Below are 26,454 nucleotides of genomic sequence, written 5' to 3'. Positions count from 1 at the left end.
GCTTTTTTCCATGAGCTCGTCCTGAATAGACATGTCTCATTTCCATATGACAAATGGGGGTTAAACGACATCATCACTGACCGGTTTCTCACCTAACGCTTCTTCCAGCTCCGACTGTTTGCGGTGCGCGATTCGGCTGCTTGCTGCCGAGGCTATGGCCCCGACAATATCATCCAGAAACGTATGTACAGGTCCCAGACTTTTATCGTTCAGCCGTTCAAGTACACCAGGCTTAAGCTTGTCTACATAACCGTAATTTGTGAACCCGATGCTGCCATATACATTGACGATGGAAAAGGCAAGAATCTCATCCACGCCGTACAGCCCTTCATCATTTTCGATCATCTCCTGCAGAGGCGAAATGAGTTGACCCTGCTCTGCGAGCAGATCCAGCTGAATGCCTGTCAGAACGGCGTTCTGCACTTCCCGCTTGCGAAGAACCTTCTCCACGTTATCGATACATTCTTCCATCGTAAGATCTGGATAGTACTTTTTCTGCAATAACATGACCAGTTCTGCGATCTCTGGGATCGTGACGCCCCGCTTGTGCAGCCACTCCCTTGTAGCGTCCGCGACTTTGCGGCTGTTCAGGCTGTAAGGGATTTTTTCTTGTTCTGGATGTTCCATGGGCGATTCCTCCTCTGAAGTTAGCAATGTCCCTACACTTGATTCCTAATACGTATTAACCCGTTTTGTGTTTCTTTCTTTCAATATTGTTTTTGCTTGGTGTATCAGGGCTTGTTTAAAAAGTAGTTATTTTTTGGACGAAGGCTCGTATACATGGTAGTACAAACTGTAAAAATGATGAGGGGGAACGTGATCATGAGTAAGATCCGATATATGCGTACAGCATCAGCAGCAGCGCTGCTGAGCATTCCGATGGTGTTGTCCGGCTGCGGCATGTTTAATGCACAGTCATCCGAGGCTATCGATCCACCGCCGCCCATTCAGGAGGCAGCCATGATTCAGGCTGCCGAGGGCAACGGGACACTCGCAACCCTTCCGCTCACAACAGTCTATTTGCAGGATCAGCAAGGATTGCTCGCTCCGGTATCACTGACGCTTCCGGCAGGTTCGGACGTTAGTAGTCCGAAGACTGCCCTGGATACACTAGTTACAGGTGGTGCTTATGCAGGTATGCTGCCTGAAGGATTCCAAGGTGTTCTTCCACAGGGCACGGTAGTACAGAATGTAACGGTTCATCCGGACGACAAGCTTGCAGTCGTGGAGTTCTCAGGTAACTTTGCCAAATACGACGCCAAGGATGAGCGCAAAATGTTGGAAGCCGTCACGTGGACGCTGACAGGTACACCGGATGTGGAGAACGTGCAGATTTGGGTGGATGGCAAAAAGCTGACGCAAATGCCGGTGAACAGCACGCCGCTGCCTGAACCGCTGAATCGGGCGGTAGGTATCAATCTTGATTTGGGAGACACGTTCACCACCAACAGCAGTCCAGTCACTGTGTATTTCTCAGCTGCTTCGCCTGCGGGCATTCAATATTATGTTCCTGTTACGCGCCTGGTCACACCAGGTACGGACCGGGTGCAAGCCGCACTCAATGAGCTGATTAAGGGGCCAGCCAAGGGTGGTGAACTGGAAGAGGTCATGACAGGCGGCACCGAACTGCAATCCGTCAAAACGGCAGAGGATGGAACTGTTACGGTCGCACTCAAAGACGATATGTTCGTCGAAGGAGACGCCGTGCCAAGCGAGCTGCTGCAATCGGTCGTATTGACAACGACAGAAAATACAGCGAGCAAGGATGCCAAGGTTCAAATCGAGTGGAACGGCCAAAAAACTGTCATGGGTGACGATAACCGGGATTATAGTTCGCCGGTCTCCAAGCCCGAGTATATCAATGAAATTCCGATCTAGGACTGGGACAAAATTGGGGACGGGTAACAGAGTCTTTGGCGGATAGATGCTTTTAACAGAACTCTTTGGTAAAATAAAAAGGATTAGTAAAGTGTGACTCAGTTCAACAATTACAGGATGCTTAAGTCGTAGGAGGCAGAAATGATGAGATCAAACGGACGAACCAGCGAACAGCTGCGGCCGATGAATTTAACAATTAACACAAATAAATACGCCGAAGGTTCTGTACTGATTGAAGTCGGGGATACCAAGGTTATCTGTACCGCAACGGTGGAGGAACGCGTTCCTCCTTTCATGAAAGGACAAGGCAAGGGATGGGTTACCGCAGAATATTCCATGCTTCCTCGTGCAACACATACTCGGAATCAGCGTGAAGCGAACCGCGGGAAGCTGACTGGACGTACGATGGAAATCCAGCGTCTGATCGGCCGTGCACTTCGCTCTGTGGTGAATCTGCAGGCGCTTGGCGAGCGGACCATTACCCTGGACTGTGACGTCATTCAAGCGGACGGAGGGACTCGTACAACGTCCATTACCGGCTCGTTTGTTGCGCTGGCACTGGCTGTGAACAAAATTGCCCAGCAGCACCGCCTGCAAACCTTCCCCATCACGGATTTCATTGCAGCTGTGAGTGTAGGTGTAGTCGGAGAACAGCCTGTTCTGGATCTGAATTATGATGAGGATTCCAAGGCAAAAGTAGACATGAACCTCGTCATGACAGGTGGCGGAAAATATGTAGAGCTGCAAGGAACAGGTGAAGAGGCCCCATTTGACCGCCGTGAGCTGAATGCCATGCTGGAACTGGGTGAGCAGGGAATTCTGGAGATGATTGAGCGGCAAAAAGAAGTGCTTGGACCAATTGCGCTCAAGATCGGCGCTAGTGGATTAGGAGAAGCCTAAGATGCATCTGGACAGCCCAATCATCATTGTTGCAACCCGGAATCAGGGTAAAGTAAGAGAGTTTGCCCATGCATTTGCACCTCTTGGCAAAGAGGTCAAAAGCATGTTCGATTACCCCGAACTTCCGGATGTCGTGGAGGACGGGGTAACCTTTGCCGAGAATGCATGGAAGAAAGCAAAAGCGGTAGGAGATGCTCTTGGTCTTCCTGTGCTGGCCGATGATTCAGGACTTTGTGTGGACCTACTGGATGGGGAGCCGGGTGTGTATTCGGCAAGATATGCTGGCGAAGGAGCAACGGATGCCCTGAATAATGCCAAGCTGCTTGCAGCGCTGGAATCCATCAAATCCGGTGAGGATACGCAGCAGCCGCTGCTCAGTCCGGCACGCTTTGTATGTGCCCTGGTTTTGTATGACCCGGCAACAGGGGACAAGTTTGAAGCGGAGGGTACAGCAGAAGGCTGGATTACGAGTGAGGCTGCCGGTGGTGGCGGCTTCGGGTACGATCCTCTGTTCTATGTACCTGAATACGAGATGACGATGGCCGAGCTTACGTTGGAACAAAAGCAGGCCATCAGTCATCGTGGTCATGCACTGCGAGCACTTGTATCCCGGCTTGAAGGCTGAATCCTGGTTAACAGGAGCCTTATGAATCAGGTATAACAACCTGAACAAATAAGAAGGCGTTAATAGAAGGAGTATCATTCCCGAGAATTGTGGAATGGACTCCGGCTAATAACGCCTTTTTTGATATTATCCAGACGGTCACAGAATCGAAGTGTATAGATCCAAGGTATACATTGGTGACCTTAATTTATATCCATCCATATACCTAACCGGAATCCCCCTTTCGAAACAATCCGAAAGAACATGTGTTCTCTTTCCTGGTTAATGAAGTATAGCCGTTTCGCGTTTGAGAATCATCTTGGGACTGGAGTTGGAAGAAGTTGCAAGCCCCGTGCAGGATGGGGTAACATTCAAATTAACGAATCAAGAATGAATTCAATCGGAGGGATTAACCAATGCAGGAAGTGAAGCTTACGGTATCTTTTGATGACTATGAGAATGGTATCCGTATGGAGAATTTGATCAGGGAATTGGCTGCCAAACCCGAAGCGGGTTCACTGGAAAGTCTGGTTATTGGAGACTGGGGACAAGCTTACGAGAGTTCTCCGGACGAATTCATGAAGGTTCTTATTGAATTGGCGCCAAGTTTTCCGTCATTAAAAAAGCTGTTCATTGGAGATATGGGCTTTGAAGAGTGTGAAGTTTCCTGGATTATTCAGACTGATCTGACCCCACTTTTGAAGGCTTTTCCAGAACTGAAGTCCTTTACGGTGAAAGGCAGTAGCGGATTAAGTCTCGAACCCTTGCAGCATGCCAAGCTTGAAGAGCTGGTCATTATCTGTGGTGGACTGCCTCAGGAGGTGCTCGCTTCCATTACCAATGCTCATTTGCCTGAGCTGCGCAAGCTCGAATTGTACCTGGGTGTAGATGATTATGGTTTTGACGGTTCACTTGAAGATGTGCTTCCGCTGCTGGAACAGGGACGATTCCCCAAGCTAGTGTACCTTGGCCTAAAAGACAGTGATATTCAAGATGACATCGCCAAAGCCGTGGCACAGGCTCCCATTGTAGATCAACTGGAAGTACTGGACCTTTCCCAAGGTACATTGTCGGATGAAGGGGCTGAGGCTCTGCTTGCCAGCGACAAGATTAAGAAGTTGAAGCATCTCGATCTCAGCTACCACTACATGACAGACGAAATGCTCATTCGCTGGAAACGTTCAGGCTTATCCGTTGATGTCAGCGATCAGCAGCAGAGTGATGAAGATGACTGGCGTTATCCGTCATTAACGGAATAAGAGATGTCAGGGGTTAGAGCGAACCAGACAGATCAGAGACTACAAATCCAGAGCAATGAGCGGCACATAGAACGGCCGTTTTGGTTGATCGGAAACCCGGATAATCGCAGAACCAAAGGCCTGCAGCAGGCAAGGCTGCAATGTGGCATGAGCCCTGCTGAAGTGATCCCCTATGCCGACGTGCTCAAGACCTGGAGACAGGGTGGATCCTTGGCTGACGTGGTCAATCCAGGTTTACAACGCAAACTTACATCGGAAGTGGCACCCCTGATTCGAATTGATGCACCTGGAGAGCAATGGGATGTGGAGCGTGAATTGTTATCTCTTGGGGCGAAGGATGGCGATCCCAGCACTGAACCACTGAGCAGAGAGTCGTTTACAGCAGAGGAGGCGCTTGAGCTGCGGCAGGATTGGGGGCGCATCTATGCCCCTGCTCAGTGGTTTAATGGCTGGAAAGGCTGTCTGAAGCGAATTGGAAGGGAAGCGGGTGAATTGTGGCCTTCTGCCAGATTCCTGAACGAACCAGAAGATATTGCTACCATGTTTGACAAAAGGAAGTGCCAACAGCATTTATCGGCTCATAGAGTTGATGTTCCTCCCGTTCTCCAGTCTCTTGAGCGAATCCTGGGTTATTCGGAACTGCGCGCGGCCATGCAGGCTTCAGGCATGTACCGGGTATTTGTTAAGCTTGCCTGTGGATCGGCGGCATCTGGTGTTGTTGCTTATCAGATTAACCCGCGAACGGGTGCCGAGATTGCTGTTACCACTGTGGGGATGGCAGTGGTTAAGGGCAGGCCGGTTTTCTACAACGAAGGCCGCATGCAGAGGTATACCCGCAGTGAGGAAATTAAGACTCTGCTGGACTGGTTATGTACAGAAGGGGCTCAAATTGAACGGTGGATGACCAAGGCCTCATATGGCTCGCGTGTATTTGATATTCGTCAGCTTGTAGCTGGAGGTCATGCAGGTCATGCCATTGTAAGGCTGAGCCAGACGCCTATAACAAATTTGCATTTACGCAACGAGCGGATGCTGCCAGAGGAAGCAGGGTTGGACGACTACAGGCTGGGTCTGGTCCAAACCGCTGCTCAAACAGCAATGGCAGCATTTCCGAAATCATGGTCTGCCGGCATTGATGTCATGCTCAGCGGCGGGGATAACCCGCGTGCCTATGTTCTGGATGTGAATCCGTTCGGTGATCTGCTGTACCACGTACAGTACAACGGACTTGGAACATATGAGTGGGAGATGGATATTCTGCGAAAGGAGCCTTACGAACATGCCTGATATGAACACCATTGTTGGCTCCCATGATCTGTTAATGATTACCCTTGATACGTTAAGATATGACGTAGCGAAGCAGGAGGAAGCGAATTGTCCCAATCTGTGCGGATCGGGTCCCTGGGAGAAACGCCATACCCCAGGAAGTTTTACATATGCAGCACATCATGCCTTCTTTGGTGGCTTCATGCCTACGCCCGCCAATACGGACAAGGCCTCGCATGTCCGGCTGTTTCATTCCCGTAATACGGGATTGAAGACTCATCCGCATACCTGGCTGTTTGATACACCGGATATCGTATCCGGTTTGGCGGAGGAAGGATACCGCACAATCTGTATAGGCGGAGTCATATTTTTTACGAAAAAAAATCCGCTGGCCAAAGTGCTGCCTGGTTACTTTCAGCAGAGTTATTGGCGAATGACCTTTGGCGTTACCAATCCTCGCTCGACAGAACATCAGGTCCAGCACGCATTGAAGCTGCTTGAACAGATACCACAGGATGAGAAAGTATTTCTATTTTTGAATGTGTCGGCCATTCATGGTCCCAATCGCTATTTTGTGGAAGGGGCAAGGGAGGACTCTGTTGAGACTCAACGGGCTGCCCTTCGGTATGTGGATCAGGCGCTGGGGCCGTTGTTTGATGCCATGCGAGAGCGTTCGCGGCCAACGTTCTGTCTTGCATTTTCGGATCATGGAACAGCTTATGGCGAAGATGGGTATCAGGGACACAGATTGGCGCATGAGGTTGTCTGGAATGTACCTTATCGTGAATTTGTTTTATAGCGTGCATTGCAACCATTTTATTGTAAGTGAAAACAACCGGAGACAGGAGGCAACCGATGGATCATCCGTCTGAGTTTACAACAACAGGTCATTCCGCAGCGTCCGGATCCAATACGACCACAGGTCTTAGGGAAATACTGACTTTACCTTATCGCTCTTATCTATACTCTTATCCGCATAAGACGGCATACCGGGAATTGGACCCCCCGCTGCCCTTGGGGCCGCTCTGGGAACGTGAAAATACAGACACGTATTTTTTATATATGCATATTCCGTTCTGCGCTGCCCGCTGCGGATTCTGCAATCTGTTCACTTTGCCTGACCGGCGTGACGATACACATGAACGTTATGTGGATGCACTGGAACGCCAGGCAAAGCAATGGGCTCCCCTGACCTCACGCAGACCGTATTCGAGGTTTGCCATTGGTGGCGGAACGCCAACCTTATTGAATGAGGTTCAGTTAAACCGTTTGTTTGACATTGCGGAAAATGTGATGGGACTTGATCCCGCCCATGCTTCCATCTCAATAGAAACCTCGCCTGACACCGTGACTGAAGGGAAGCTTGCGTTACTGAAGGAACGCATCGTGGACCGTGTCAGTATGGGGATTCAGAGCTTTATTGAAGCGGAGGCTGCAGCAATTTATCGCCCGCAGAAACCACAGGAAGTAGAGCGCGCACTGGAGAAGCTTACGCGGTACGACTTTCCTTTGCTGAACCTGGATTTGATCTATGGTCTTCCCGGCCAAACGGTGGAGTCATGGCTGTATTCGCTTGAACGTGTCCTGTCTTATGAGCCGGGAGAGATTTTCATTTATCCGCTGTATACCCGCGAGAATACAATCGTGAAGCCAGAGGATATTCAGCGTCAAGGGCCGGATATTCGCATGGAGCTGTACACTGCGGCAAGAGAAACATTAAAAAGCAGGGGATATGTTCAGTATTCCATGCGCAGGTTTGCAAAAGAGTCATCCTCACATGCAAACAAAGAGCTGCTGCCGTACAGCTGTCAGGAGGAAGGCATGGTTGGCCTTGGATGCGGTGCCCGTTCCTATACCAGCGAAGTACATTATGCATCAAAATACGGAGTGAGCTATAAGGCTACCCAGAGCATCATCGCCGATTATGTAGCTACCGAGCGATATGATGTTGCTGATTATGGCATTGTGCTGAGCAGGGAAGAGCAGAAACGCAGATTTATTTTAAAAGCACTGCTGCATCGGGAAGGTCTGACTTTGGATGATTATTTCCAGCGGTTCGGAACTGAAGTTATGACGGATTACCCCTGGCTCTCAGAACTGCTGACAGAGGGAATGGCTGTGATTGAGCAGGAGAATGGACAGCAGGTGCTGCGTTTAACCGAAGAAGGTCTGGGATATTCCGATGCTATTGGAGATTGGTTAATATCTGCCGAGATTCGCGAGCAAATGGAAGGGTTTGTGTTCTCATGAGAGCAACCTTGTATTATCGTGGGAAGCTGTCGTCCTGTAATTATGATTGTCCCTATTGTCCGTTTAGCAAAACTGTGGATTCCAAGGAGACGCTGGAAACAGACGAACAACAATTACGTCAGTTCGTGGATTGGGTGAAGGCTCAGGAAGAGGCTGGACACCAATTGTCCATTTTCTTCAATCCATATGGCGAGGCGCTGGTACGGCGTTGGTACAGGGAAGCCATGATTGAGCTGTCACATATGCGTCACGTCCATAAGATTGCTGTGCAGACCAACCTTTCCGCGAAGCTGGATTGGGCCCGTGAATTGAATTCCGGGACAGCTGCGTTCTGGGCAACCTATCATCCTCGTGAGACCAAGAAATCTTCTTTTATTAAACAATGCCTTACTTTGCGTGAAATGGGTCTCGAATTCAGCGTGGGCACGGTGGGACTCCGCAGTGCATTTCCTGCCATTCAGTCCATGAGAGAGGTGCTGCCGGACGATATCTACATGTGGATCAATGCCTTTAAGGATAAGCCTAATTATTACGAACCTGAAGAGGTTGCCTATTTGCGGTCGATCGATCCGCTGTTTGAGGGGAACTTACGGGATTATGATAGTTATGGCAAAGGCTGTGCGGCCGGCTCGGAGGTATTTTATGTGCAGGGTTCGGGACATGTAAAAAGGTGTTATAAGGATCGCCGGATTATTGGCCATTTGTACCGTGACGGGTTGGAAAAGCTGTCTGCGGATCGGCCCTGCAGGATGAAAAAGTGCGGCTGTTATATTGGATACGTTCATATGACGGACTCTCCATTCAAGGAGATTTATGGCCGTGGCTTGCTTGAACGAAACCCGGAATCCGTTGTGATGACTCGATGATCTACTAATAGTAAGCTGGAGATCATGAAGACTTCTGATTAATGCTTATGGCTATACTAAGACGCGACAATAAATTAGAGGGGTGCCCAGGTGAATGCATAAATGCTGTTCACCTGGCACCCCTCTTTTGAAACTACATTCTGTTAACGAATGGCAACCTTATATGTGCGCAACCAGGAATTAATCTGTGTCAAGTAAGCAAACAGCTGTGGACCGGACATCAGCTGCCCAAACCAGGGCAGATTAGACGAAGCATCAGGTGAAGATGCGAGCTTGCGAATCTGGGCCTTGTCAATTAAAGGCAGAATCGGCGAAGATGCATCATCAAGGATATCCAGCACCTGCTGCTTAACGGCCGCCAAATATTCTGGATTATGTGTTTTGGGATAAGGACTCTTTTTACGATATAAAACATCGTCAGGCAATACACCCTCTAACGCTTTTCTCAGGATTCCCTTCTCGCGGCCGCCCGTTATTTTCATTTCCCAGGGAATGTTAAATACATATTGAATCAGGCGATGATCACAGTAAGGAACTCGAACTTCGAGCCCTGCCCCCATACTCATCCGGTCCTTCCGATCAAGCAGGGTAGGCATAAAGCGGGTGATGTTCAAATAGGACATGACACGCATTTGTGCTGCCTTTCCGGTCTCCCCATCCAGCATAGGAACCTCAGCCACAGCATCCGAATATCGGTCTGCAAGATAGTCCAGTGGTCTGATCCACTCCCGAATGTCTGCAGATAACAAAGCTGCCCGCATGTCAGGTGCTACCGACCAAGGGAACGTTCCCGAATTCAGCATCTCGTCCCGATGGAACCAGGGATACCCTCCAAACACCTCATCGGCTGCCTCTCCCGAGATGGCGACGGTTGCCCCTTTCTTGATTTCCTTACAGAACAAATAGAGAGAAGAATCTACATCGGCCATCCCGGGCAAATCCCGAACTAACATGGCCTGATTCAAGGCATGAACCAACTCTCCGTTCTCAATCTCAATCCAGTGATGATCTGTCTTCAGTTCATCCACCATACGCTGGATCCAGGGGCCATCTGCACCAGGCTGGAAGGAGTGCGCCTGAAAGTGCTTGGCATTATCCACGTAGTCGACAGAATACGTACTGACTTGACCTTGACCCGTTCGGTTGTAATAGTCTACGGCCAGTGCAGACAGGGCACTGGAATCAAGGCCTCCTGACAGAAGGGAACAGACTGGAACATCGGAAGCGAGCTGACGCTCAAGCGTATCCTGCAGCAGACGCCGTACCTCGGCGGCAGTCTCATCCAGATCATGCTCGTGAGGCTGGCTTTCCAGCTTCCAATATGCGTAGGTTCGGATTCCATTCCGGTTGAAGATGAGCGCATGTGCTGGTTTAAGTTCATTCAACGAGGAATAGACACCGTGTCCAGGCGTCCTGGCTGGACCTACGATAAATACTTCTGCCAGGCCCTCGGGGCCAACTGCAGCTTCAACATCCGGGTGAAGCAAAAGGGATTTGGGTTCGGAGCCGAATACGAGAGCGTCTTTTGCATTGCTGTAAAACAATGGTTTGACGCCAAGGCGGTCACGTGCCATGAAGACCTGTTCGCGTCCTCCATCCCAGATGGCAAAAGCAAAAATGCCATTAAAACGGTCTACACATGCCGGTCCCCATTCGATATAAGAGGCGAGCAAAACTTCCGTATCACATTGCGTACGGAAATGGTGCCCCCGTTGAAGCAGCTCTTTTTTCAATTCGGGTGCATTGTATAGTTCTCCGTTATACACGACGGTATAGGAGGTGTCTCCCTGTATCGCATGCATGGGCTGAGCCCCGTTCTCCGGGTCCATTACGCTGAGCCGGCGATGTCCAAATGCACAAGGATTGGAGATCCATGTACCTGAAGCGTCGGGCCCCCGGTTCGACAAACTGTCCGTCATTCGGAGCAGCAGTTCCGATTCCTGGGTCAAATCCCGATTCCACTGTATGAAGCCGGTTATACCGCACATGGTTGTTCATCCTTTCTTAGTCGATTCGTTGATCCTGTAGAGTGTTGCATGGCATGTAGCCAGCGAATGTTGTCTTTTTCGTCAGAAGTCGTAACAAATATATGCCGAAAGCAGGCATAAAATGTCTGTCCTCTTCGGAAACTATATCTAGGAACAACGGCCTCAGCATGCCTGTGAAGGAGAGAATGGACTGTGGACAAAACAACCTATTATGTTTCTGTGGGTGGACGTTCCGTTTTGCAGGATCAGCACGCAGCTGCTTATGAATGGGTTATTCAGGCGACACCTCAGGAAGTAGACCATTTAATGGGACTCCTCAACCTGATGCAGGAAAAAGAGGAAGAGGCCTTTCCAGGAATGGTATTCCCATGGCCGGATACACCTGAAGAATCGGTGAATCGGGCATATGAAGCTGCTATACAGCAGGTTTATCAAGAGATTTATCGTATGGGAACACCGGAGACAAGACGAGAGATCGAACAAAGTACATGAAACGATAAGGAGCGATAACAATGTATGCAATTCAGGATGCCAAGATCCGTAGATTAACCGAGGTGGATGGATTGTCTTGTGCAGAAGTGGAGGTACAACCAGCGAACGCGGGAGATCCTTCTTTATTAGTATATGTAGCAGCAACTCAGCCTGGAAGCACATTGGAAGTAGTAAGGATTGTACGCAACCATTCGGATGCTGTTCTGGATTGGTACAACAACAATATGCACACTGCCTTTGAGGATGCAACGGAGACAGCGTTTCAGAACAGCGAAGGTATAACCGCTGGAGAAGATAAAGCCCGGTTCCAAAGTGAATTGTTTGCGTTTGGGCTGCTCGGTCCAACCCTTCAACGTTACCTAGTTGGTCAGGCGTAATCATCTTCCAGCATGGATAATGGAGCTAACCCGGAGCATACTACAACCAAGTTCCGGGGAGGTGATAGCAATGGCTTCCAAGTTCAAGAAAAACAAAGGAAACCTTTACGCGCATCATACCGAGTTTGCCGGGGAAGTGCTCGCCGTTAACAGCAAGCGTCCTACGCTTAGAAATCCATGGCGTAAGGGAAACAAGTAACCGGAATGAAGAACCCGCCTTTCCCTTTGGAAACGGCGGGTTTCTGCATGTAATCTGATGGTGAAGACGGTGGGAGGTCAGGCATACTCACGAAGGACTTGAATTCCTTTGACGATATTGTAAATAAAGCTTAATCCATAAATCACAAAGAACAGAATGACATACCCGATGGCACCACCGATGCTCTGGGAGGTAACGAAGAAATAAAAGAGGGGGATGGCAGCGAGAAACGGGAAAACGTGTGAAAACAAGGCCCGTTTGGCATGTCCCTCAATATAATTATCCCGCGCAACAATCCAAATGATAATCGGGAACAGAAAAGGAGCGAAGAAAATACTGAAATAGGATAAGGCGGACAAAAGCTGTCTCATAACAATTCTCTCCTTCTTTGAATGAATTCTGGTGTAAAGGTATGTATGCAAAAGATTACCCAGCCACGCTGACAATGAATAGTCTATGTTCCACATGGGGGATATACCCTGCCATCAACAATATTGCCTGCGAATCCAGATCATATTCGATCGGTTGAGCAGCGTATGAAATTATACGTAAATGAATGTAACTGGATGCAACTTATTAATTTTTTTATAAAAGTATTGAAAAATATAGAAAACCGAGTATAATAGAAATCGCGCCAAAAATTTTATTTATACATACTTGTCTCAGTAGCTCAGCAGGATAGAGCAACGGCCTTCTAAGCCGTCGGTCGGGGGTTCGAATCCCTCCTGGGACGTTAAAAAGAAGCTTCCTTCGGGAAGCTTTTTTTACGTTCAGGGGATGAGAACCCCAGTGGTTCGTCGGAGCATAAGCATCGGGAGGATTACTTCGCAGTCTCGACTGCAAGGAGAGTATCCCTCCTGGGCCGGAATCATATAGGTTTTACCTATTAATGAGATAGAAATTATATATTTAAATAATAAGTTCGGGTATGCCACAATAAACTTATCATTATGAAAGCGACGGTGGTGCAGATGAAATCAATTAATCAATGGCAGGCAGAGGAATATGATCACAAATTGGCCTTTGTATCGGGATACGGAAAAAGTTTAATTTCATGGCTTCAACCTCAAAAGGGAGAACGGATTCTCGATTTAGGCTGTGGGACAGGTGATTTGACACACGAAATCGCCATGTCACAAGCAGAGGTGGTTGGCATGGATGCCTCTCCGGAGATGATACAGCGTGCCAGAGAGAAGTTCCCAGAAATCACATTCGTGGAAGGGGACGGACACCGATTCGAGGCGAGCAAATCCTATGATGCAATCTTCTCCAATGCGGCATTACACTGGATGAAGTCTCCTGAACTTGTCGTAGAAAGCATGTGGAATGCACTAAAGCCTGGCGGACGCCTGGTCGTGGAGTTTGGTGGAAAGGGTAACGTTCAGACCATAGTAACTGCACTGGAGGCAGTGCTTGAACAAAAAACAGGAATTCATGCTGCAGATCGCAATCCCTGGTACTTTCCAACAATCGGTGAGTACAGCTCCCTCCTGGAAGAGAAGGGATTCCTGGTTCGGCAGGCCTATCATTACGATCGTCCTACCCAGCTTCAAGATGGGGAGAAGGGTATTGAGGGGTGGTTAGCTCATTTTGGAGGGGACTATTTTGCGGGTCTAAGCAAGGAACAAATGGAGGGAATTTGTCTTGAAACGAGTAAAATAGTAGTACCCAAGCTTTGGAAAGAAGATGCCGTCTATGCGGATTATAAGCGTTTGCGAGTGGAGGCTGTAAAACCTGATAAGTAAAATAAATGTATTATTTTCTATGTTAAATGAAATTTAAAGGGTCATCACTCTTTAATTTGGAGGATCATGATTCTCATGCTTCTATGAGGATTGTGGTCTTTTTTCCTATGAACTCGTTCAAAATTTCAATATCTTCATCGACAAATAAATACATTTTCGTTATTTTCCTCTTACTCAAGAACCATATAAGTAATTTTTATATCATATCTGTAATTATTTAGAAGGGAAATGTGATGATTTAGTAGAATAATTTACCATGGGTCAAACTCCTTGTGGAAGGGATGGTGACATTATACAAGTATTGCAGTACTTGTTCGGACAAGACCCCAGGGATTGGTGAGGTATTCATATTAAGAAGGAGGGGCATCGCCTTGAATAAACGATTGATATCCATATTATTAAGTGTCCTTATGATTTTTTCCATCATCATGCCTGCGGCTGGAGCCGCTCCAGCAGAAGTACAGCTTGACAGGAATTTGCCTACCAAGGCTGAAGCCGAGCAGTGGAGAGAGATTCTCGACCAGCGGGAAGAGAAACTTGCTGCAGAGCCTTATTTGGATCAGAGGCTGGAAGGTCTAGGTGGAGAGAAAACAAGAGTCATCGTTGAACTCTCAAACAAACCCGTAGCTGTAGCGCAAGGCGAATCAACCCTCTCAGGAAAGTCATTTACCTCCTCTATGGAAACAAATGCTGTGACGAAGGTCGAACAACAACAACAGTCATTTGTACATAGCCTCACTCAGAATAAAATCAATCACGAAGTATTGGAAAAGTACGCATACGCCCTGAATGGTGTAGCCATTGAAGTGAATGGAAGCCAAATGGGACAGTTGCTTCGCATACCAGGTGTGGTCAGTGTGTATCCTGACCTTGAAATCGCGTTAACGCCAGAGAATGATGAAGTTAATCCCTATATGAAGGATACAGCTCCTTTTATCGGGGCCCCGGAAGTATGGGATTTGGGATACAAAGGAAATGGTATCAAAGTCGGCGTTATTGATACAGGGATCGACTACGAGCACCCTAATCTGACCGAAGGTTATAAGGGTGGATGGGATTTTGTGGATAACGATGAAGATCCTTATGAAGCAACAAGAGAAGAGTGGAAGGTGTCAGGACAGCCCGAGTTTAACGAAAGAGGAAGTTCCTATTATACATCCCACGGAACTCACGTAGCAGGAACGATTGCCGCTCGTGAAGCTGGGGATTATGGAGTTATTGGTATTGCTCCTGAAGCTGAAATCTATGCTTACCGTGTATTAGGGCCTTATGGCAGCGGACAAACAGCTTGGGTATTAGGTGGAATTGATCGCTCGGTGAAAGATGGGATGGACATCATCAACCTCTCACTGGGGAATACAGCAAATGATCCGAGCTACATTACTTCAGTTGCCCTCAATAATGCCATGCTGTCAGGTGTAACTGCAGTGGTAGCAAGTGGTAATGAAGGTCCGAACCGTTATACATTAGGTTCTCCGGGAGCATCGGCTATGGCAATCACGGTCGGTAACTCTACGGGACCTAGCCAGACGATTACAGCCAATACGCATTTTTGGATTGGTGAGGAAGGCGAAGGTACATTGCCTGAAGAGTTGCCTGTACCTGAAGTAGAACAAGCGCCAGAACTGGGAATAGCACCAGGAGCTGAAGCTCCAGAAAATCCAGAGCAAGACATTCCTGCTGGAACACCAGATGAAGAAGAGCCAACCGTTGAAAAGCCTGAATCATCAGGCGAAGATGCGTTACCACAACTAGAGCAAGCAGAGACTACTTTGGAAACAACACAAGATACAACTATTCCTAGTACGGAAGAAGAGGCACCTGCTGAAGAGGAGGAAGCTGCAGCTCCAACGGAAACGGACACCCATCCACTAACCGTTACAGAGTCAGTCTATCGTCTGGACGTGATGGGCTGGAATCTGGCGGAGGATCCAGAAACGGTATTGAATGGACAATACGATTTGGTGTACGCCGGCCTGGGCAAACCAACTGATTTTGAAGGAAAAGATATGAATGGCAAGGTTGCTTTCATCCAGCGCGGTGAGCTGGCATTCGTTGATAAGATTGCCAATGCCAAAGCGGCTGGGGCGATTGCCGTTATTGTTTACAATAATATTCCTGGGCCAATTGGCGTTAGTTTGGGGGATGATTTTGAATTTATCCCTACTCTGAGCATGAGCAAGGAAGATGGAGAAGCGATCAAGGCTCAGCTCGATGCTGGTCAAGGCGTTGAAGTCAGCTTCAGTGATTTCGTCAAAGATACGACAGAGGGAGATGAGGTATATTCATCGAGCTCCCGAGGACCGGCCAAGGTAACCCTGGACATTAAACCCGACATCGTTGCACCGGGAACAAGTATCTTGTCTACAATTCCTGCATATGGAAAAGATGAGCCGGAAGCGGAGTACGGGCAAGCCTATGGACGCAAAACGGGTACAAGTATGGCTACTCCGCATGTAGCGGGGCTGATTGCATTGTTGATTGAAAAACACCCGGATTGGACACCTTTCGACATCAAAGTTGCACTTATGAACAATGCCAAGGTACTAAATACAGAGAACTTTGATGTATTCGATCAAGGTGCTGGCCGTATACAGGCAGTAGAGACGATTGATCCCGACACTTTCGTTAAAGTCATGGACGTCACGAAATATACTGAAAACGGCGAGGCAGTAGAAAAAGAAAACATTACAGGAAGTGTCAATTTCGGCAACTTCCTAAGTACAGACGAAAAAACGGTCAGCAAAACGCTCAAAGTACAATCACTAAAAGGGACAGGCGGGGAATATTCTGTATCCGTTAATCCTACTCGTACCATTAATGGTGTCTCAGTTTCCGTGGATAAGACGTCCTTTGAATTGAACGGAGAAGAAGAGGTAACGGTGACGATTACGGTTCCAAAAGGCGTGACGACTGTTGGAGAAGCCCAAGGGTATCTTCAGTTCAGTCATGGAGCGAAAACGTACAGCTTACCGTACGTGGCTCACTTCAATGTTACAGAGGCTGGCGTTAAATACATTGAAACGAAGTATGGTAATGAGACAAATCCATTCCATTATCCGTTAAAAGCTGACGGCACACTGGATACGTTAAATGTAGCGATGGAGTTCCACAATCCCATGAACTTTGCACTTATAGAAATTTTTGATGGTCTGAACCCGGATGGTGGTTTTTATCAGGATGGGTACATTGGAAGTATATTTGGAGATTACTACGACTTCAATGCCAATGCCCGATATAACCTGGCTTGGACCGGAAATTACTTGGATTACGCTACAGAAGAAGCAACGAAAATACCAGATGGTTTGTACACCGTTGATATCACAGCTTTAGGTACAGACGGCAAAAAGTATATTGAAGATACCCCTCCATTCTTGGTGAAAACAGAAGCACCGGTGGTAACCGCTCCAGAGAAGCTGGAATTTAAAAACGAAGAGTCTGCAGTTATTAACGGAAAAGTAGAAGATTTGTACTTCGTTGTCGCTCCTGCGCTCCAAGAAGGGTGGAACATTGAGTTTGACCCTGCAGCATCCCTCGAAGCATCGTATGTTGTGAAAAAAGAGGGTGATTCGATCGTTAAAGAGGGTGAGTTTGAAATACAACAGGATGGTAGCTTTGGGCTTGCTTTAGAGGACATTGAATCCGGCGAATATGTCGTTGAACTGACGGTGAAGGACCAACAGGGGCTTTCGGGTACAGCCAACACATTGTTGAGCTTGGAATCTACGGAGCATGAACCGGAGACTCCGGCAACCAAAGCACCTGGCACGCCTGTACTTTCTCACAATAACGGACATGCTAATGGTCTGCTCGAAGGCTCCTATACCGTGAGCATGAACTTATGGTGGGGCGAAAATGCGACCAGCTATAAACTTTATGAAGACGGAGTATTGATTGACACGCAGAAGTTGACATACAATGCGCCGATGGCACAGTTTGCTCAGACGAAGATTACAGGAAAAACAAACGGCACATATACGTATGTAGCTGAGCTAACGAATGACAAGGGAACAACACGGAGTCAAACGCTGACTGTTCGGGTTACCAATGCATCTCCTGGAAAGGCAGTGCTTTCTCAGGATAATTGGGATGGCGATGGTAATTATAAGGTCACCATGAACTTATGGTGGGGAACCAACGCCACAGAGTACCGCCTTTACGAAAATGATCAGTTAATTGATACCCAAGCACTCAATGCGGCTACACCTTATGCCCAAAGTGCGGTCAGTACGATATCTGGACGCTCTTCAGGCACGTATAAATATCGTGCAGAGTTAAGTAACTCAGCTGGTATTACAAGTACCGAAACGATTACTGTAAAGGTCAAGTAAGTCCAATTATAAGATTCATGTAAGATAGCAGATATAATAAACTATCTATACATGTTGAGTGATGTATTGTATTAGAACTTTGTTCGTTCTCTTAAGAGGCCTTTACCCAGATTTAATAGGGTGAAGGCCTCTTGTTTTGGAGTTTTTAATAAACAGTAGGTTAAATGAAGTATTTATTCTGATTGACAATATTGCATTTACTTGTGATATAAAAGACTCCCCTTATAGTGACTGGTATCTTATCCTGTCATCACAAGGAGAGCAAAATTCAAAAAGATCTGCAATCGAATCAAAATTTTATTTTGAATCACCAATCAAACGATTTTTACTGGCCATGATACCTGTAATCAGCAATACGAAGGCGAGTGCAACCTGTAAAAGCAATGGAATGGTCCAGCCATGCGTCCAATCATGAATTAGTCCGAACAACAAGGGGCCTCCCGCTGCCAGCATATACCCGAACGATTGAGCCATTCCCGATAATCCTGCCGCTTGTCTTGCGTCCGCAGTCCGAAGTACAAAGAACATCGTAACCAGACCGAATGAAGCCCCGCCACCAATACCAGCGAGAACCACTCCGATAGTAACCAGTGAGGAGATCCCGCTTAAGAGGAACGCATACCCCAAGATGAGGCAAGTACAGGTGATGGCTGTCAGAACGCGCTGATCCTTCATTCGCCCAGCCAGGATGGGGATAACGAACGTCACTGGAACGCTGACCATCTGCATCATGGACAACATCAATCCTGCAGAAGATGGGTTAAAACCCTGCGTAGACAAAATTTCGGGCAGCCAGGTAATGGTCGAGTAAAAAATCAACGACTGTAATCCCATAAAAAGCGTGATATACCAAGCGAGTGAAGATGAGATGAGTCGTACCGGTTTCTCGGTATTCCGGGATGCTACATAGACTTCTCCGCGGCGTCCGTTACGAACATGAGGCAGCCACAAGATAAGAGCCAGGATGGAGAGCACAGCCCACATTCCAAGTGAAGCATGCCAACCCATAGAGGTGAATCCTGCTGCCGGAACGCTAATTCCCGAGGCGATGGCACCCCATATGTTCATGGATACGGAATATAGGCCAGTAACCAGTCCCACTCGTAATGGAAAATCCCGTTTAATCAAACTGGGGAGCAACACGTTACTCAGTGCGATTCCACATCCCAGGATGGCTGTGCCTGCAAAAAGTGCAGGGACAGACGGCAAAAAACGCAGTGCAATACCAAACGTTACAATAATGATTGCGGTCAGCAGTGCGGCCTCCAAACCAAATCTTTTTGCCAGCTGCGGAGCAAAGGGGGAAATTGCCGCAAAAGCAAGCAGTGGTAGTGAAGTGAGCAATCCCGCCATGGTATGACTTATCCCTGTATCGGCACGAATTAAATCAACGATAGGCCCTGCCGCTGTAATGGGCGATCGCATCGTGGCTGCAATCAGGATGATGCCTGTAAGGAGAAGTCCGAGTTTCACGGACGCTGTAGAGTTATCCGCAACTGCATGATCAGGCGAATGTTGATGTAAAGAGGATGGCATAGGTAAATCTCCTGTTATTTATTTTTTTCTAATATGTATACTTTGATACATACGTATACCAACAAGCATAACATTCGGTGTCAACATTGGGCAACGAAGTGGAATGAACATATCCCCAGAACGCAAAAAAAGCTTCCCGAAGGAAGCTTTTCCTAATACGTCCCAGAAGGGATACTCTCCTTGCAGTCAAGACTGCGAAGTGGTGCTAACGAAGAAGATGCTTCGACGAACCTTTGGGGTTCTCATCCCCAGAATGCAAAAAAAGCTTCCCATAGGAAGCTTTTCTTAATGCGTCCCAGAAGGGATACTCTCCTTGCAGTCGAGACTGCGAAGTGGTGCTAACGAAGAAGATGCTCCGACGAACCTTTGGGGTTCTCATCCCCAGAATGCAAAAAAGCTTCCCGAAGGAAGCTCTTTTTTAATACGTCCCAGAAGGGATTCGAACCCCCGACCGACGGCTTAGAAGGCCGTTGCTCTATCCAGCTGAGCTACTGAGACATGAATTTTTTCAAGCAAAAATGATTTTATCATAAATAATGATGAATATCAAATATTTTATTTAAATAACTTATTCGTATATGATATTTGGCGGCAGGGAACGTTTTTTTCATTATATTTAAGGTTATGTTAGAATATCAGGAGAACTCAGAAAATAGATCGACACTCGTTTAATATACATCTATTTATGGTTGATTCCGACTGGAGATTAAGGATATAGAGGAGGTGCTCCTATCAAGGAATCCACGACCCCGGAAAACGAGCACAGTAACAATATTGTTCTGTTTCCTAAGACGCTGGACTATTACCAGATTCAATTAACTGTCATGCTTGAAAATGAGCGATATGGGGAAGCCATGAATCTGCTCCGCTTCTTGCTGCAATGTCAGGGACAGGAAGAACGTCATTATGATGAATGGCGGGCTCTGCTGGAGTGGCTTGAAGCTGCCTTCCCTCATTATGCGGAAGATTCCTCTATTGCCCCGGATGTACAAGAAGAAGAGGAAATCAGTGAGGAAGATATGGCACGTCAGCACGCCAGGTCCAAGCTGGAGCAGGATCAAGGATATGCGGATAAGCTGCTTCGAACAGTAATGGAAGAACCGCTATCCGAACAAACGATGCTTGCCTTGGAGCAGCTGGCCTATCTTGAACTTCCGGAGATCGATGAGGCACTCAGTAGCTGGTTGACCGATAAATCTCTTCATCCACTGTTGCAGTTCCGGGTGTTGCAAACCTTGCGGCGTCGCGGTACGCAGGGCTTCATCACGTTCACAAGAGGGGAAGAGCAGGTTGAAGTGGAGATTGATACGGTCCCTCTGCGTCCGGAGGATTTTCCGCTTCAGATCGTGCGCATTCTCGAGCGAGTGGCCGATCAAACGGAAGTTCACGAACCGACACTCTTTTATTTTGCACAGGAACTTTGGATCCAGTTTGTCATGGCGGTGTATGGAACACGAGATTACGATTCCATGCTGGAAGATAATGATTCCATGACAGATATATGGGCAGCAGCACTACATATGACCGTTGCAGACAGCCTGGGAGGCTCCCACGACGAAGAAGATACCCGTTCCATGTATGCTGTAACTGGAGCGATGCGCTTCCGTCTGGAGCAGGCATATCGTTCGATGAAGCAGTTTGTTTCTGCAGGTTTGGGGGGCCAATAAGGGCCGGAAACGTTTACCTCAAACCGCATCAAGGGATTCCCCTTGAAAAAGAATGTAATCTTGTTTATACTAAAATGGTTATTTTGTACGTGATCGCCTACGTGAACATGTGAATTTTGGAGGGGAAAGTATACAATGAAAGCAACTTGGGAAAAGATAGAGAAGAACCTTGGGGTTCTTGAAGTTGAAGTTGGTGCAGATCGTGTAACTGCAGCACTCGACAAAGCTTTTAATAAAGTAGTAAAACAAGCGAACGTGCCTGGATTCCGTAAAGGTAAAGTGCCACGTCCAATTTTCGAAGCTCGTTTCGGTGTAGAAAGCTTGTACCAAGAAGCAATCGACATTTTGCTTCCTGAAGCTTACACAGAAGCTATCGACCAAACGGATATTTTCCCGGTAGATCGTCCGGATGTAGATATCGAACAATTCGCTAAAGGACAAGCATTCAAGTTCAAAGCGAAAGTAACAGTGAAACCTGAAGTTACCCTGGGTGACTACAAAGGAATCGAAGTTGCTGTAGCTAAAGGCGAAGTAACAGATGCAGAAGTAACTGAAGAGCTTGAGCGTCTTCAACAACGTCACGCTGAACTCGTTGTAATTGACGAAGGTTCTGCACAAAACGGTGACGTTGCAGTTATCGACTTCGATGGTTCCGTTGATGGCGTACCATTCGAAGGTGGACAAGCTGAGCGTTATTCCTTGGAACTGGGTTCCAACACATTCATCCCAGGATTTGAAGAGCAAGTTGTGGGTCTGTCCACAGGCGACTTCAAAGACGTTGAAGTAACTTTCCCAGAGAGCTACCACGCAGCAGAACTTGCTGGCAAACAAGCGGTATTCAAAGTGAAAGTACACGAAATTAAACGCAAACAACTCCCAGAACTGGATGATGAGTTTGCAAAAGATGTCAGCGAATTTGATACTCTGGAAGAGTACAAAGCTGATCTGAAAACACAACTGGAATCCCGCAAAGCAGATGAGTTCAAAGCAGCTCAAGAAAATGCGGTAGTAGAAAAAGTAGCAGAAAATGCTGAAGTGGACATCCCTTCTGCAATGGTTGACAGCGAAGTGCAAAACATGATGCGTGATTTTGACAATCGCCTACGTAACCAAGGCATGAACCTGGAAATGTTCCTGAGCTTCTCCGGTCAAACACAAGCTGACCTGAGAGGACAAATGCAAGACGATGCTTCCAAACGTGTTCGCAACAACCTGGTTCTTGAAGCTGTAGGTAAAGCGGAAAACATCGAAGTATCTGATGAAGAAGTGAACCAAGAACTCGAAAAAATGGCTGAATCCTACAAGCGTCCTGCTGAAGAGATTCGTGGCATTCTGGAGAGCAATGGTTCCCTCGACAGCCTTCGCGATGAAGTTAAACTGCGCAAAACGATCGATGTTCTCGTTGAGAACAGCAAAGTTGTAGAGCCAGTTGAAGCTCCTGCTGAAGAAGCTGCTGCAGAATCTGACGAAAAATAAGACAAGCTGTAAGGCAACAAGCAGCTGAATAAAGGATAAGGCACGTGAATCATTGCGTGCCTTATTTTTAAATTATGGCATCCATTTTATAGATGATTCAGTAATAATATGGATGGTTATAATGTTGGGAAGGGTTATACTGTTTCAAGCTCCTATGTACTTTATGCAAATAAAATAAGGTTAAACGGCATAGGATTCCTTCGATTTGCACATACATAGAAAACATGGTTAAATATGATCAGGCTAAAAAGTAAACTAACTTATGCTTGACACTACTTGTGAAAAATGACATTGTCACAGGAACGTGTTAGAATGAATTTGGGTTTGCTTTACAGGTAGCCTATGTCTAATTACATGTAGAAAAGAGGTTGGTCTCATGAGTCTGGTGCCAATGGTTGTGGAACAAACCAATCGAGGCGAACGGTCTTACGATATATATTCGCGTTTGCTGAAGGATCGCATCATTTTTCTAACCAGTGCGATTGATGACGATGTAGCCAATCTTGTCATAGCACAGCTTTTATTTTTGGCAGCCGACGATCCTGAGAAGGATATCAGCTTGTACATTAATTCACCTGGTGGTTCTGTCACCGCAGGGATGGGTATATACGATACGATGCAGTATATCAAGCCGGATGTATCTACCATTTGCGTTGGGATGGCAGCAAGCATGGGTTCGTTGTTGTTAACGGCCGGTGCGCCTGGTAAACGATATGCGCTGACTAACAGCGAAGTGATGATTCACCAACCGCTTGGCGGCGTTCAAGGACAGGCTGCGGATATTAAAATCCACGCCGAATGGATTATCAAAACACGTCAGAAACTGAATCAAATATACGTCGATCGTACAGGTCAGCCCCTTGAGAAAATTGAGCGGGATACGGACCGTGACTTTTTCATGAGTGCGGAAGAAGCCAAAGCGTACGGCATTATTGACCAGGTGCTCAGCAGACCGATCAATTCCTAAAGGGGTGGTTTCATGTTTAAATTTAACGATGAGAAAGGGCAACTGAAATGCTCTTTTTGCGGTAAATCTCAAGAACAGGTGCGCAAGCTGGTCGCTGGACCGGGCGTTTACATTTGTGATGAATGTATCGAACTTTGCACCGAAATCGTTGAGGAAGAGCTCGGTCATGACGAAGAACTGGACCTCAAAGATATACCGAAACCAAAAGAAATCCGCGATATTCTGGATCAATACGTTATTGGGCAGGATCAAGCGAAGAAGTCTTTGTCTGTAGCGGTTTACAATCACTACAAACGGATTAATACACAAAGCAAGATTGAGGACGTTGAACTGCAAAAGAGTAACATTTTGCTACTCGGACCTACAGGTTCCGGTAAAACGTTGCTTGCACAAACGATGGCCAAAATCCTCAATGTTCCTTTTGCTATTGCTGACGCGACTTCATTGACTGAAGCCGGTTATGTCGGTGAAGACGTAGAGAACATTTTGCTCAAGCTGATTCAGGCTGCTGACTATGATGTGGAAAAAGCAGAGCGCGGTATCATTTATATCGATGAAATTGACAAAGTAGCCCGCAAATCCGAGAACCCGTCCATTACACGTGACGTATCGGGTGAAGGGGTACAACAAGCATTGCTGAAAATCCTGGAAGGAACGGTTGCTTCTGTACCACCACAAGGTGGCCGTAAGCATCCACATCAGGAATTTATCCAAATTGATACAACAAATATCCTGTTTATTTGTGGTGGTGCCTTTGATGGTCTGGAGCAAATGATCAAACGCCGGATCGGTAAAAAAGTCATTGGCTTCAATACCGTTGCGGAACAAAAAGACCTCAAACCGGGTGAGTACTTGGGTATGGTCCTGCCGGAAGACTTGCTGAAATTCGGTCTCATTCCGGAATTTGTAGGCCGTCTCCCAGTCATCTCCACGTTGGAGCCACTGGATGAAGATACACTGGTACGGATTCTTTCCGAACCAAAAAACGCCCTGACCAAGCAGTATCAAAAATTGCTTGAGCTGGACAATGTGAATCTGGTGTTTGAACCAGGTGCATTGCTCGCGATTGCAAAAGAAGCAATCAAACGTAACACAGGTGCGCGGGGATTGCGCGCCATCATTGAGGGTATCATGCTTGAAATCATGTATGAAGTACCTTCACGTGAAGATGTTACGAACTGTGTGATTACCGAAGAAGTCGTTGAGAAAAGAGTTGTGCCTGAACTTGGCCAATCGAAGGACGATAAGCAGGAAGAAAGTGCCTAACTGAAGGTAGCATTCCTGCTCAGCTCTGAAATATAGACTTGTCAGTTCTCCACTTTGGCAGAAGGCGAATTCATGTCTCTGTCAGGGTGGAGCTTTGACGTTGTGGGGAGAGAAATCACTCATGTATTTAAGACAAGATACACGTCCCGTAAAAGTAGGGAATATAACGATTGGTGGCAGTAATGAAGTCATTATCCAAAGTATGTGTACTACAAAAACGGCAGACGTTGAGGCTACCGTTGCGGAAATTCTGCGATTGGAAGAAGCAGGATGCCAAATCGTACGTGTAACCGTAAATAATGAGGAAGCTGCTGCAGCCATTAAAGAAATCAAGAAACGCATCCACATTCCGCTTGTAGCAGATATTCACTTTAACTATAAACTGGCCCTTCTTGCGATAGAGAACGGCATCGATAAAGTCCGGATTAACCCAGGCAACATCGGTAAACGTGCTAAAGTGGAAGAAGTCGTGAAAGCATGTAAGGAACGTGGTATTCCCATTCGGATCGGGGTTAACGCGGGTTCACTGGAAAACCATTTGCTTGAGAAGTACGGATATCCAACAGCTGATGCTATGGTAGAAAGTGCATTGTATCACATTGGTATTCTGGAAGAACTCGATTTCCATGATATTATCGTTTCACTGAAAGCATCGGACGTACCGATGGCGATTGAAGCGTATTCCAAGGCAGCTCAGATCATTAAATATCCGTTGCACTTGGGAATCACTGAAGCGGGTACGCTGTTCTCGGGTACAATTAAGAGCTCGGCAGGTATGGGTGCACTGCTCTCCATGGGTATTGGTTCAACCATGCGGATCTCGCTCAGCGCAGACCCGGTAGAAGAAATCAAGGTTGCACGCGATCTGCTCAAAACCTTTGGGCTCATTTCGAATGCCGCCACGTTGATTTCTTGCCCGACCTGCGGTCGTCTGGACATTGATCTCTTCTCTATTGCCAACGAGGTGGAAGAGTATATCTCCAAACTCAAAGTGCCGATTAAAGTGTCTGTACTGGGATGTGCGGTGAATGGTCCAGGTGAGGCGAAGGAAGCGGATATCGGGATTGCGGGTGCCCGCGGAGAAGGTCTCTTGTTCCGTCACGGTAAGATGATCCGTAAAGTGCCTGAGGAAATCATGGTAGAGGAATTGAAAAAGGAAATCGATAAAATCGTCGAAACCTATGAAACAACAGGAGTAATTCCTGGACGTTCGCACTGATCGTTTCATATATGCTTAACCAAGAGCCCGTCAGCAATGGCGGGCTCTTGGTGTCTTGACATCCATAAATTCTGCCAGGACCGTTTACCTGTTGGTGAAACGGCTATACTACCATGTATTAGTATGATTCCGTAGGGAACAGTCAGAAGAACAGGAGGATGTTGAGAT

At 47.2% G+C, this 26,454-nt stretch carries 22 protein-coding genes and 2 tRNA genes; 19 read left to right on the top strand and 5 right to left on the bottom strand.

The genetic code is table 11. The features are described 5' to 3' along the window. Nucleotides 1–60: 60 nt before the first annotated feature. A complete protein-coding gene (locus AC3WQ3_RS08200) occupies nt 61–627 on the bottom strand; it encodes a phosphatidylglycerophosphatase A family protein (RefSeq protein ID WP_175394425.1) in 567 nt (188 codons plus the stop codon). Nucleotides 628–822: 195 nt separating this feature from the next. Between AC3WQ3_RS08200 and AC3WQ3_RS08195 the strand changes: the two genes are divergently transcribed. The 8 genes from AC3WQ3_RS08195 (at nt 823) to AC3WQ3_RS08160 (ending at nt 9,023) form a co-directional block, all read left to right on the top strand. Next, complete coding sequence (locus AC3WQ3_RS08195; RefSeq protein ID WP_127539030.1) at nt 823–1,878, top strand: GerMN domain-containing protein; 1,056 nt, start codon at nt 823–825, stop codon at nt 1,876–1,878. A 141-nt stretch (nt 1,879–2,019) separates the two neighbouring features. After that, nucleotides 2,020–2,778, top strand: coding sequence for a ribonuclease PH (gene rph / locus AC3WQ3_RS08190; protein ID WP_095293274.1), 759 nt, complete (start codon nt 2,020–2,022; stop codon nt 2,776–2,778). 1 nt (nt 2,779) lies between these two features. Further along, complete coding sequence (locus tag AC3WQ3_RS08185; protein WP_095293275.1) at nt 2,780–3,403, top strand: XTP/dITP diphosphatase; 624 nt, start codon at nt 2,780–2,782, stop codon at nt 3,401–3,403. Nucleotides 3,404–3,798: 395 nt separating this feature from the next. Next, a complete protein-coding gene (locus tag AC3WQ3_RS08180) occupies nt 3,799–4,641 on the top strand; it encodes an STM4015 family protein (protein ID WP_492471945.1) in 843 nt (280 codons plus the stop codon). Between the two features lie 84 nt (nt 4,642–4,725). Next, nucleotides 4,726–5,928 (top strand): STM4014 family protein, encoded by a 1,203-nt coding sequence (locus tag AC3WQ3_RS08175; protein WP_492471944.1) that lies wholly within the window; start codon nt 4,726–4,728, stop codon nt 5,926–5,928. Beyond that, the gene (locus AC3WQ3_RS08170) at nt 5,921–6,706 is read left to right on the top strand and encodes an STM4013/SEN3800 family hydrolase (RefSeq protein WP_492471943.1); all 786 of its coding nucleotides are present in this window, start codon (nt 5,921–5,923) and stop codon (nt 6,704–6,706) included. Before AC3WQ3_RS08175 ends, AC3WQ3_RS08170 begins: the two co-directional genes overlap by 8 nt. A 56-nt stretch (nt 6,707–6,762) precedes the next feature. Beyond that, a complete protein-coding gene (locus AC3WQ3_RS08165) occupies nt 6,763–8,157 on the top strand; it encodes an STM4012 family radical SAM protein (protein ID WP_492471942.1) in 1,395 nt (464 codons plus the stop codon). Then, complete coding sequence (locus AC3WQ3_RS08160) at nt 8,154–9,023, top strand: STM4011 family radical SAM protein (protein WP_492471941.1); 870 nt, start codon at nt 8,154–8,156, stop codon at nt 9,021–9,023. Before AC3WQ3_RS08165 ends, AC3WQ3_RS08160 begins: the two co-directional genes overlap by 4 nt. Nucleotides 9,024–9,166: 143 nt before the next feature. Here the strand turns inward: AC3WQ3_RS08160 and asnB are convergent, their stop codons facing one another. Then, nucleotides 9,167–11,011: an asparagine synthase (glutamine-hydrolyzing) gene (asnB, locus tag AC3WQ3_RS08155; RefSeq protein WP_492471940.1), complete on the bottom strand. Its 1,845-nt coding sequence runs from the start codon at nt 11,009–11,011 to the stop codon at nt 9,167–9,169. Nucleotides 11,012–11,203: 192 nt separating this feature from the next. Between asnB and AC3WQ3_RS08150 the strand changes: the two genes are divergently transcribed. From AC3WQ3_RS08150 to AC3WQ3_RS08140, 3 genes are all read left to right on the top strand, one after another. After that, on the top strand, nt 11,204–11,503 hold the full coding sequence (locus AC3WQ3_RS08150) for a hypothetical protein (RefSeq protein WP_336782779.1): 300 nt from the start codon (nt 11,204–11,206) through the stop codon (nt 11,501–11,503). A gap of 20 nt (nt 11,504–11,523) precedes the next feature. After that, nucleotides 11,524–11,880: a hypothetical protein gene (locus AC3WQ3_RS08145; RefSeq protein WP_095361407.1), complete on the top strand. Its 357-nt coding sequence runs from the start codon at nt 11,524–11,526 to the stop codon at nt 11,878–11,880. A 70-nt stretch (nt 11,881–11,950) separates the two neighbouring features. Then, on the top strand, nt 11,951–12,079 hold the full coding sequence (locus tag AC3WQ3_RS08140; protein ID WP_255248063.1) for a hypothetical protein: 129 nt from the start codon (nt 11,951–11,953) through the stop codon (nt 12,077–12,079). 77 nt (nt 12,080–12,156) lie between these two features. Here the strand turns inward: AC3WQ3_RS08140 and AC3WQ3_RS08135 are convergent, their stop codons facing one another. Then, complete coding sequence (locus AC3WQ3_RS08135; protein ID WP_095293284.1) at nt 12,157–12,450, bottom strand: magnetosome magnetite crystal formation protein family; 294 nt, start codon at nt 12,448–12,450, stop codon at nt 12,157–12,159. Between the two features lie 288 nt (nt 12,451–12,738). On the opposite strand from AC3WQ3_RS08135, the gene AC3WQ3_RS08130 reads away from it, so the two are divergent. The 3 genes from AC3WQ3_RS08130 (at nt 12,739) to AC3WQ3_RS08120 (ending at nt 18,155) form a co-directional block, all read left to right on the top strand. Continuing rightward, nucleotides 12,739–12,812 (top strand) — tRNA-Arg (locus AC3WQ3_RS08130). Between the two features lie 217 nt (nt 12,813–13,029). Then, a complete protein-coding gene (locus tag AC3WQ3_RS08125) occupies nt 13,030–13,824 on the top strand; it encodes a class I SAM-dependent methyltransferase (protein ID WP_492471939.1) in 795 nt (264 codons plus the stop codon). 371 nt (nt 13,825–14,195) lie between these two features. Then, nucleotides 14,196–18,155: a S8 family serine peptidase gene (locus AC3WQ3_RS08120; protein ID WP_492471938.1), complete on the top strand. Its 3,960-nt coding sequence runs from the start codon at nt 14,196–14,198 to the stop codon at nt 18,153–18,155. Nucleotides 18,156–18,452: 297 nt separating this feature from the next. Here the strand turns inward: AC3WQ3_RS08120 and AC3WQ3_RS08115 are convergent, their stop codons facing one another. Both AC3WQ3_RS08115 and AC3WQ3_RS08110 read right to left on the bottom strand, forming a co-directional pair. Then, nucleotides 18,453–19,691: a CynX/NimT family MFS transporter gene (locus AC3WQ3_RS08115; RefSeq protein WP_336782771.1), complete on the bottom strand. Its 1,239-nt coding sequence runs from the start codon at nt 19,689–19,691 to the stop codon at nt 18,453–18,455. Nucleotides 19,692–20,115: 424 nt separating this feature from the next. Further along, nucleotides 20,116–20,189 (bottom strand) — tRNA-Arg (locus AC3WQ3_RS08110). Between the two features lie 326 nt (nt 20,190–20,515). Between AC3WQ3_RS08110 and AC3WQ3_RS08105 the strand changes: the two genes are divergently transcribed. From AC3WQ3_RS08105 to ispG, 5 genes are all read left to right on the top strand, one after another. Further along, nucleotides 20,516–21,358 (top strand): hypothetical protein, encoded by an 843-nt coding sequence (locus tag AC3WQ3_RS08105; RefSeq protein WP_127541051.1) that lies wholly within the window; start codon nt 20,516–20,518, stop codon nt 21,356–21,358. Nucleotides 21,359–21,493: 135 nt separating this feature from the next. Beyond that, nucleotides 21,494–22,834 (top strand): trigger factor, encoded by a 1,341-nt coding sequence (tig, locus tag AC3WQ3_RS08100; protein ID WP_127541053.1) that lies wholly within the window; start codon nt 21,494–21,496, stop codon nt 22,832–22,834. A gap of 376 nt (nt 22,835–23,210) precedes the next feature. Beyond that, a complete protein-coding gene (gene clpP, locus AC3WQ3_RS08095; protein ID WP_091001992.1) occupies nt 23,211–23,801 on the top strand; it encodes an ATP-dependent Clp endopeptidase proteolytic subunit ClpP in 591 nt (196 codons plus the stop codon). A 12-nt stretch (nt 23,802–23,813) separates the two neighbouring features. Further along, nucleotides 23,814–25,067: an ATP-dependent protease ATP-binding subunit ClpX gene (gene clpX, locus AC3WQ3_RS08090; RefSeq protein ID WP_095293292.1), complete on the top strand. Its 1,254-nt coding sequence runs from the start codon at nt 23,814–23,816 to the stop codon at nt 25,065–25,067. Nucleotides 25,068–25,188: 121 nt separating this feature from the next. Beyond that, entirely contained in the window at nt 25,189–26,286 is a 1,098-nt protein-coding gene (gene ispG / locus AC3WQ3_RS08085) for a flavodoxin-dependent (E)-4-hydroxy-3-methylbut-2-enyl-diphosphate synthase (protein WP_095293293.1), read from the top strand. Nucleotides 26,287–26,454: the final 168 nt, after the last annotated feature.

The organism is Paenibacillus sp. FW104-T2 (assembly GCF_058789975.1).
The sequence above is the reverse complement of the archived record's forward strand: the minus strand, read 5'-3'. Positions and strand labels throughout refer to the sequence as shown.

What these genes read in the sequence shown, in the direction of transcription:
- AC3WQ3_RS08125 (WP_492471939.1), top strand. Translation starts at nt 13,030, where the DNA reads ATGAAAGCGACGGTGGTGCAGATGAAATCAATTAATCAATGGCAGGCA.
- AC3WQ3_RS08200 (WP_175394425.1), bottom strand. Translation starts at nt 627, where the DNA reads ATGGAACATCCAGAACAAGAAAAAATCCCTTACAGCCTGAACAGCCGC.
- AC3WQ3_RS08160 (WP_492471941.1), top strand. Translation starts at nt 8,154, where the DNA reads ATGAGAGCAACCTTGTATTATCGTGGGAAGCTGTCGTCCTGTAATTAT.
- AC3WQ3_RS08105 (WP_127541051.1), top strand. Translation starts at nt 20,516, where the DNA reads ATGCTTGAAAATGAGCGATATGGGGAAGCCATGAATCTGCTCCGCTTC.
- clpP (WP_091001992.1), top strand. Translation starts at nt 23,211, where the DNA reads ATGAGTCTGGTGCCAATGGTTGTGGAACAAACCAATCGAGGCGAACGG.
- AC3WQ3_RS08185 (WP_095293275.1), top strand. Translation starts at nt 2,780, where the DNA reads ATGCATCTGGACAGCCCAATCATCATTGTTGCAACCCGGAATCAGGGT.
- AC3WQ3_RS08165 (WP_492471942.1), top strand. Translation starts at nt 6,763, where the DNA reads ATGGATCATCCGTCTGAGTTTACAACAACAGGTCATTCCGCAGCGTCC.
- tig (WP_127541053.1), top strand. Translation starts at nt 21,494, where the DNA reads ATGAAAGCAACTTGGGAAAAGATAGAGAAGAACCTTGGGGTTCTTGAA.
- AC3WQ3_RS08140 (WP_255248063.1), top strand. Translation starts at nt 11,951, where the DNA reads ATGGCTTCCAAGTTCAAGAAAAACAAAGGAAACCTTTACGCGCATCAT.
- AC3WQ3_RS08115 (WP_336782771.1), bottom strand. Translation starts at nt 19,691, where the DNA reads ATGCCATCCTCTTTACATCAACATTCGCCTGATCATGCAGTTGCGGAT.
- AC3WQ3_RS08195 (WP_127539030.1), top strand. Translation starts at nt 823, where the DNA reads ATGAGTAAGATCCGATATATGCGTACAGCATCAGCAGCAGCGCTGCTG.
- clpX (WP_095293292.1), top strand. Translation starts at nt 23,814, where the DNA reads ATGTTTAAATTTAACGATGAGAAAGGGCAACTGAAATGCTCTTTTTGC.
- ispG (WP_095293293.1), top strand. Translation starts at nt 25,189, where the DNA reads ATGTATTTAAGACAAGATACACGTCCCGTAAAAGTAGGGAATATAACG.
- AC3WQ3_RS08135 (WP_095293284.1), bottom strand. Translation starts at nt 12,450, where the DNA reads ATGAGACAGCTTTTGTCCGCCTTATCCTATTTCAGTATTTTCTTCGCT.
- asnB (WP_492471940.1), bottom strand. Translation starts at nt 11,011, where the DNA reads ATGTGCGGTATAACCGGCTTCATACAGTGGAATCGGGATTTGACCCAG.
- AC3WQ3_RS08180 (WP_492471945.1), top strand. Translation starts at nt 3,799, where the DNA reads ATGCAGGAAGTGAAGCTTACGGTATCTTTTGATGACTATGAGAATGGT.
- rph (WP_095293274.1), top strand. Translation starts at nt 2,020, where the DNA reads ATGATGAGATCAAACGGACGAACCAGCGAACAGCTGCGGCCGATGAAT.
- AC3WQ3_RS08145 (WP_095361407.1), top strand. Translation starts at nt 11,524, where the DNA reads ATGTATGCAATTCAGGATGCCAAGATCCGTAGATTAACCGAGGTGGAT.
- AC3WQ3_RS08170 (WP_492471943.1), top strand. Translation starts at nt 5,921, where the DNA reads ATGCCTGATATGAACACCATTGTTGGCTCCCATGATCTGTTAATGATT.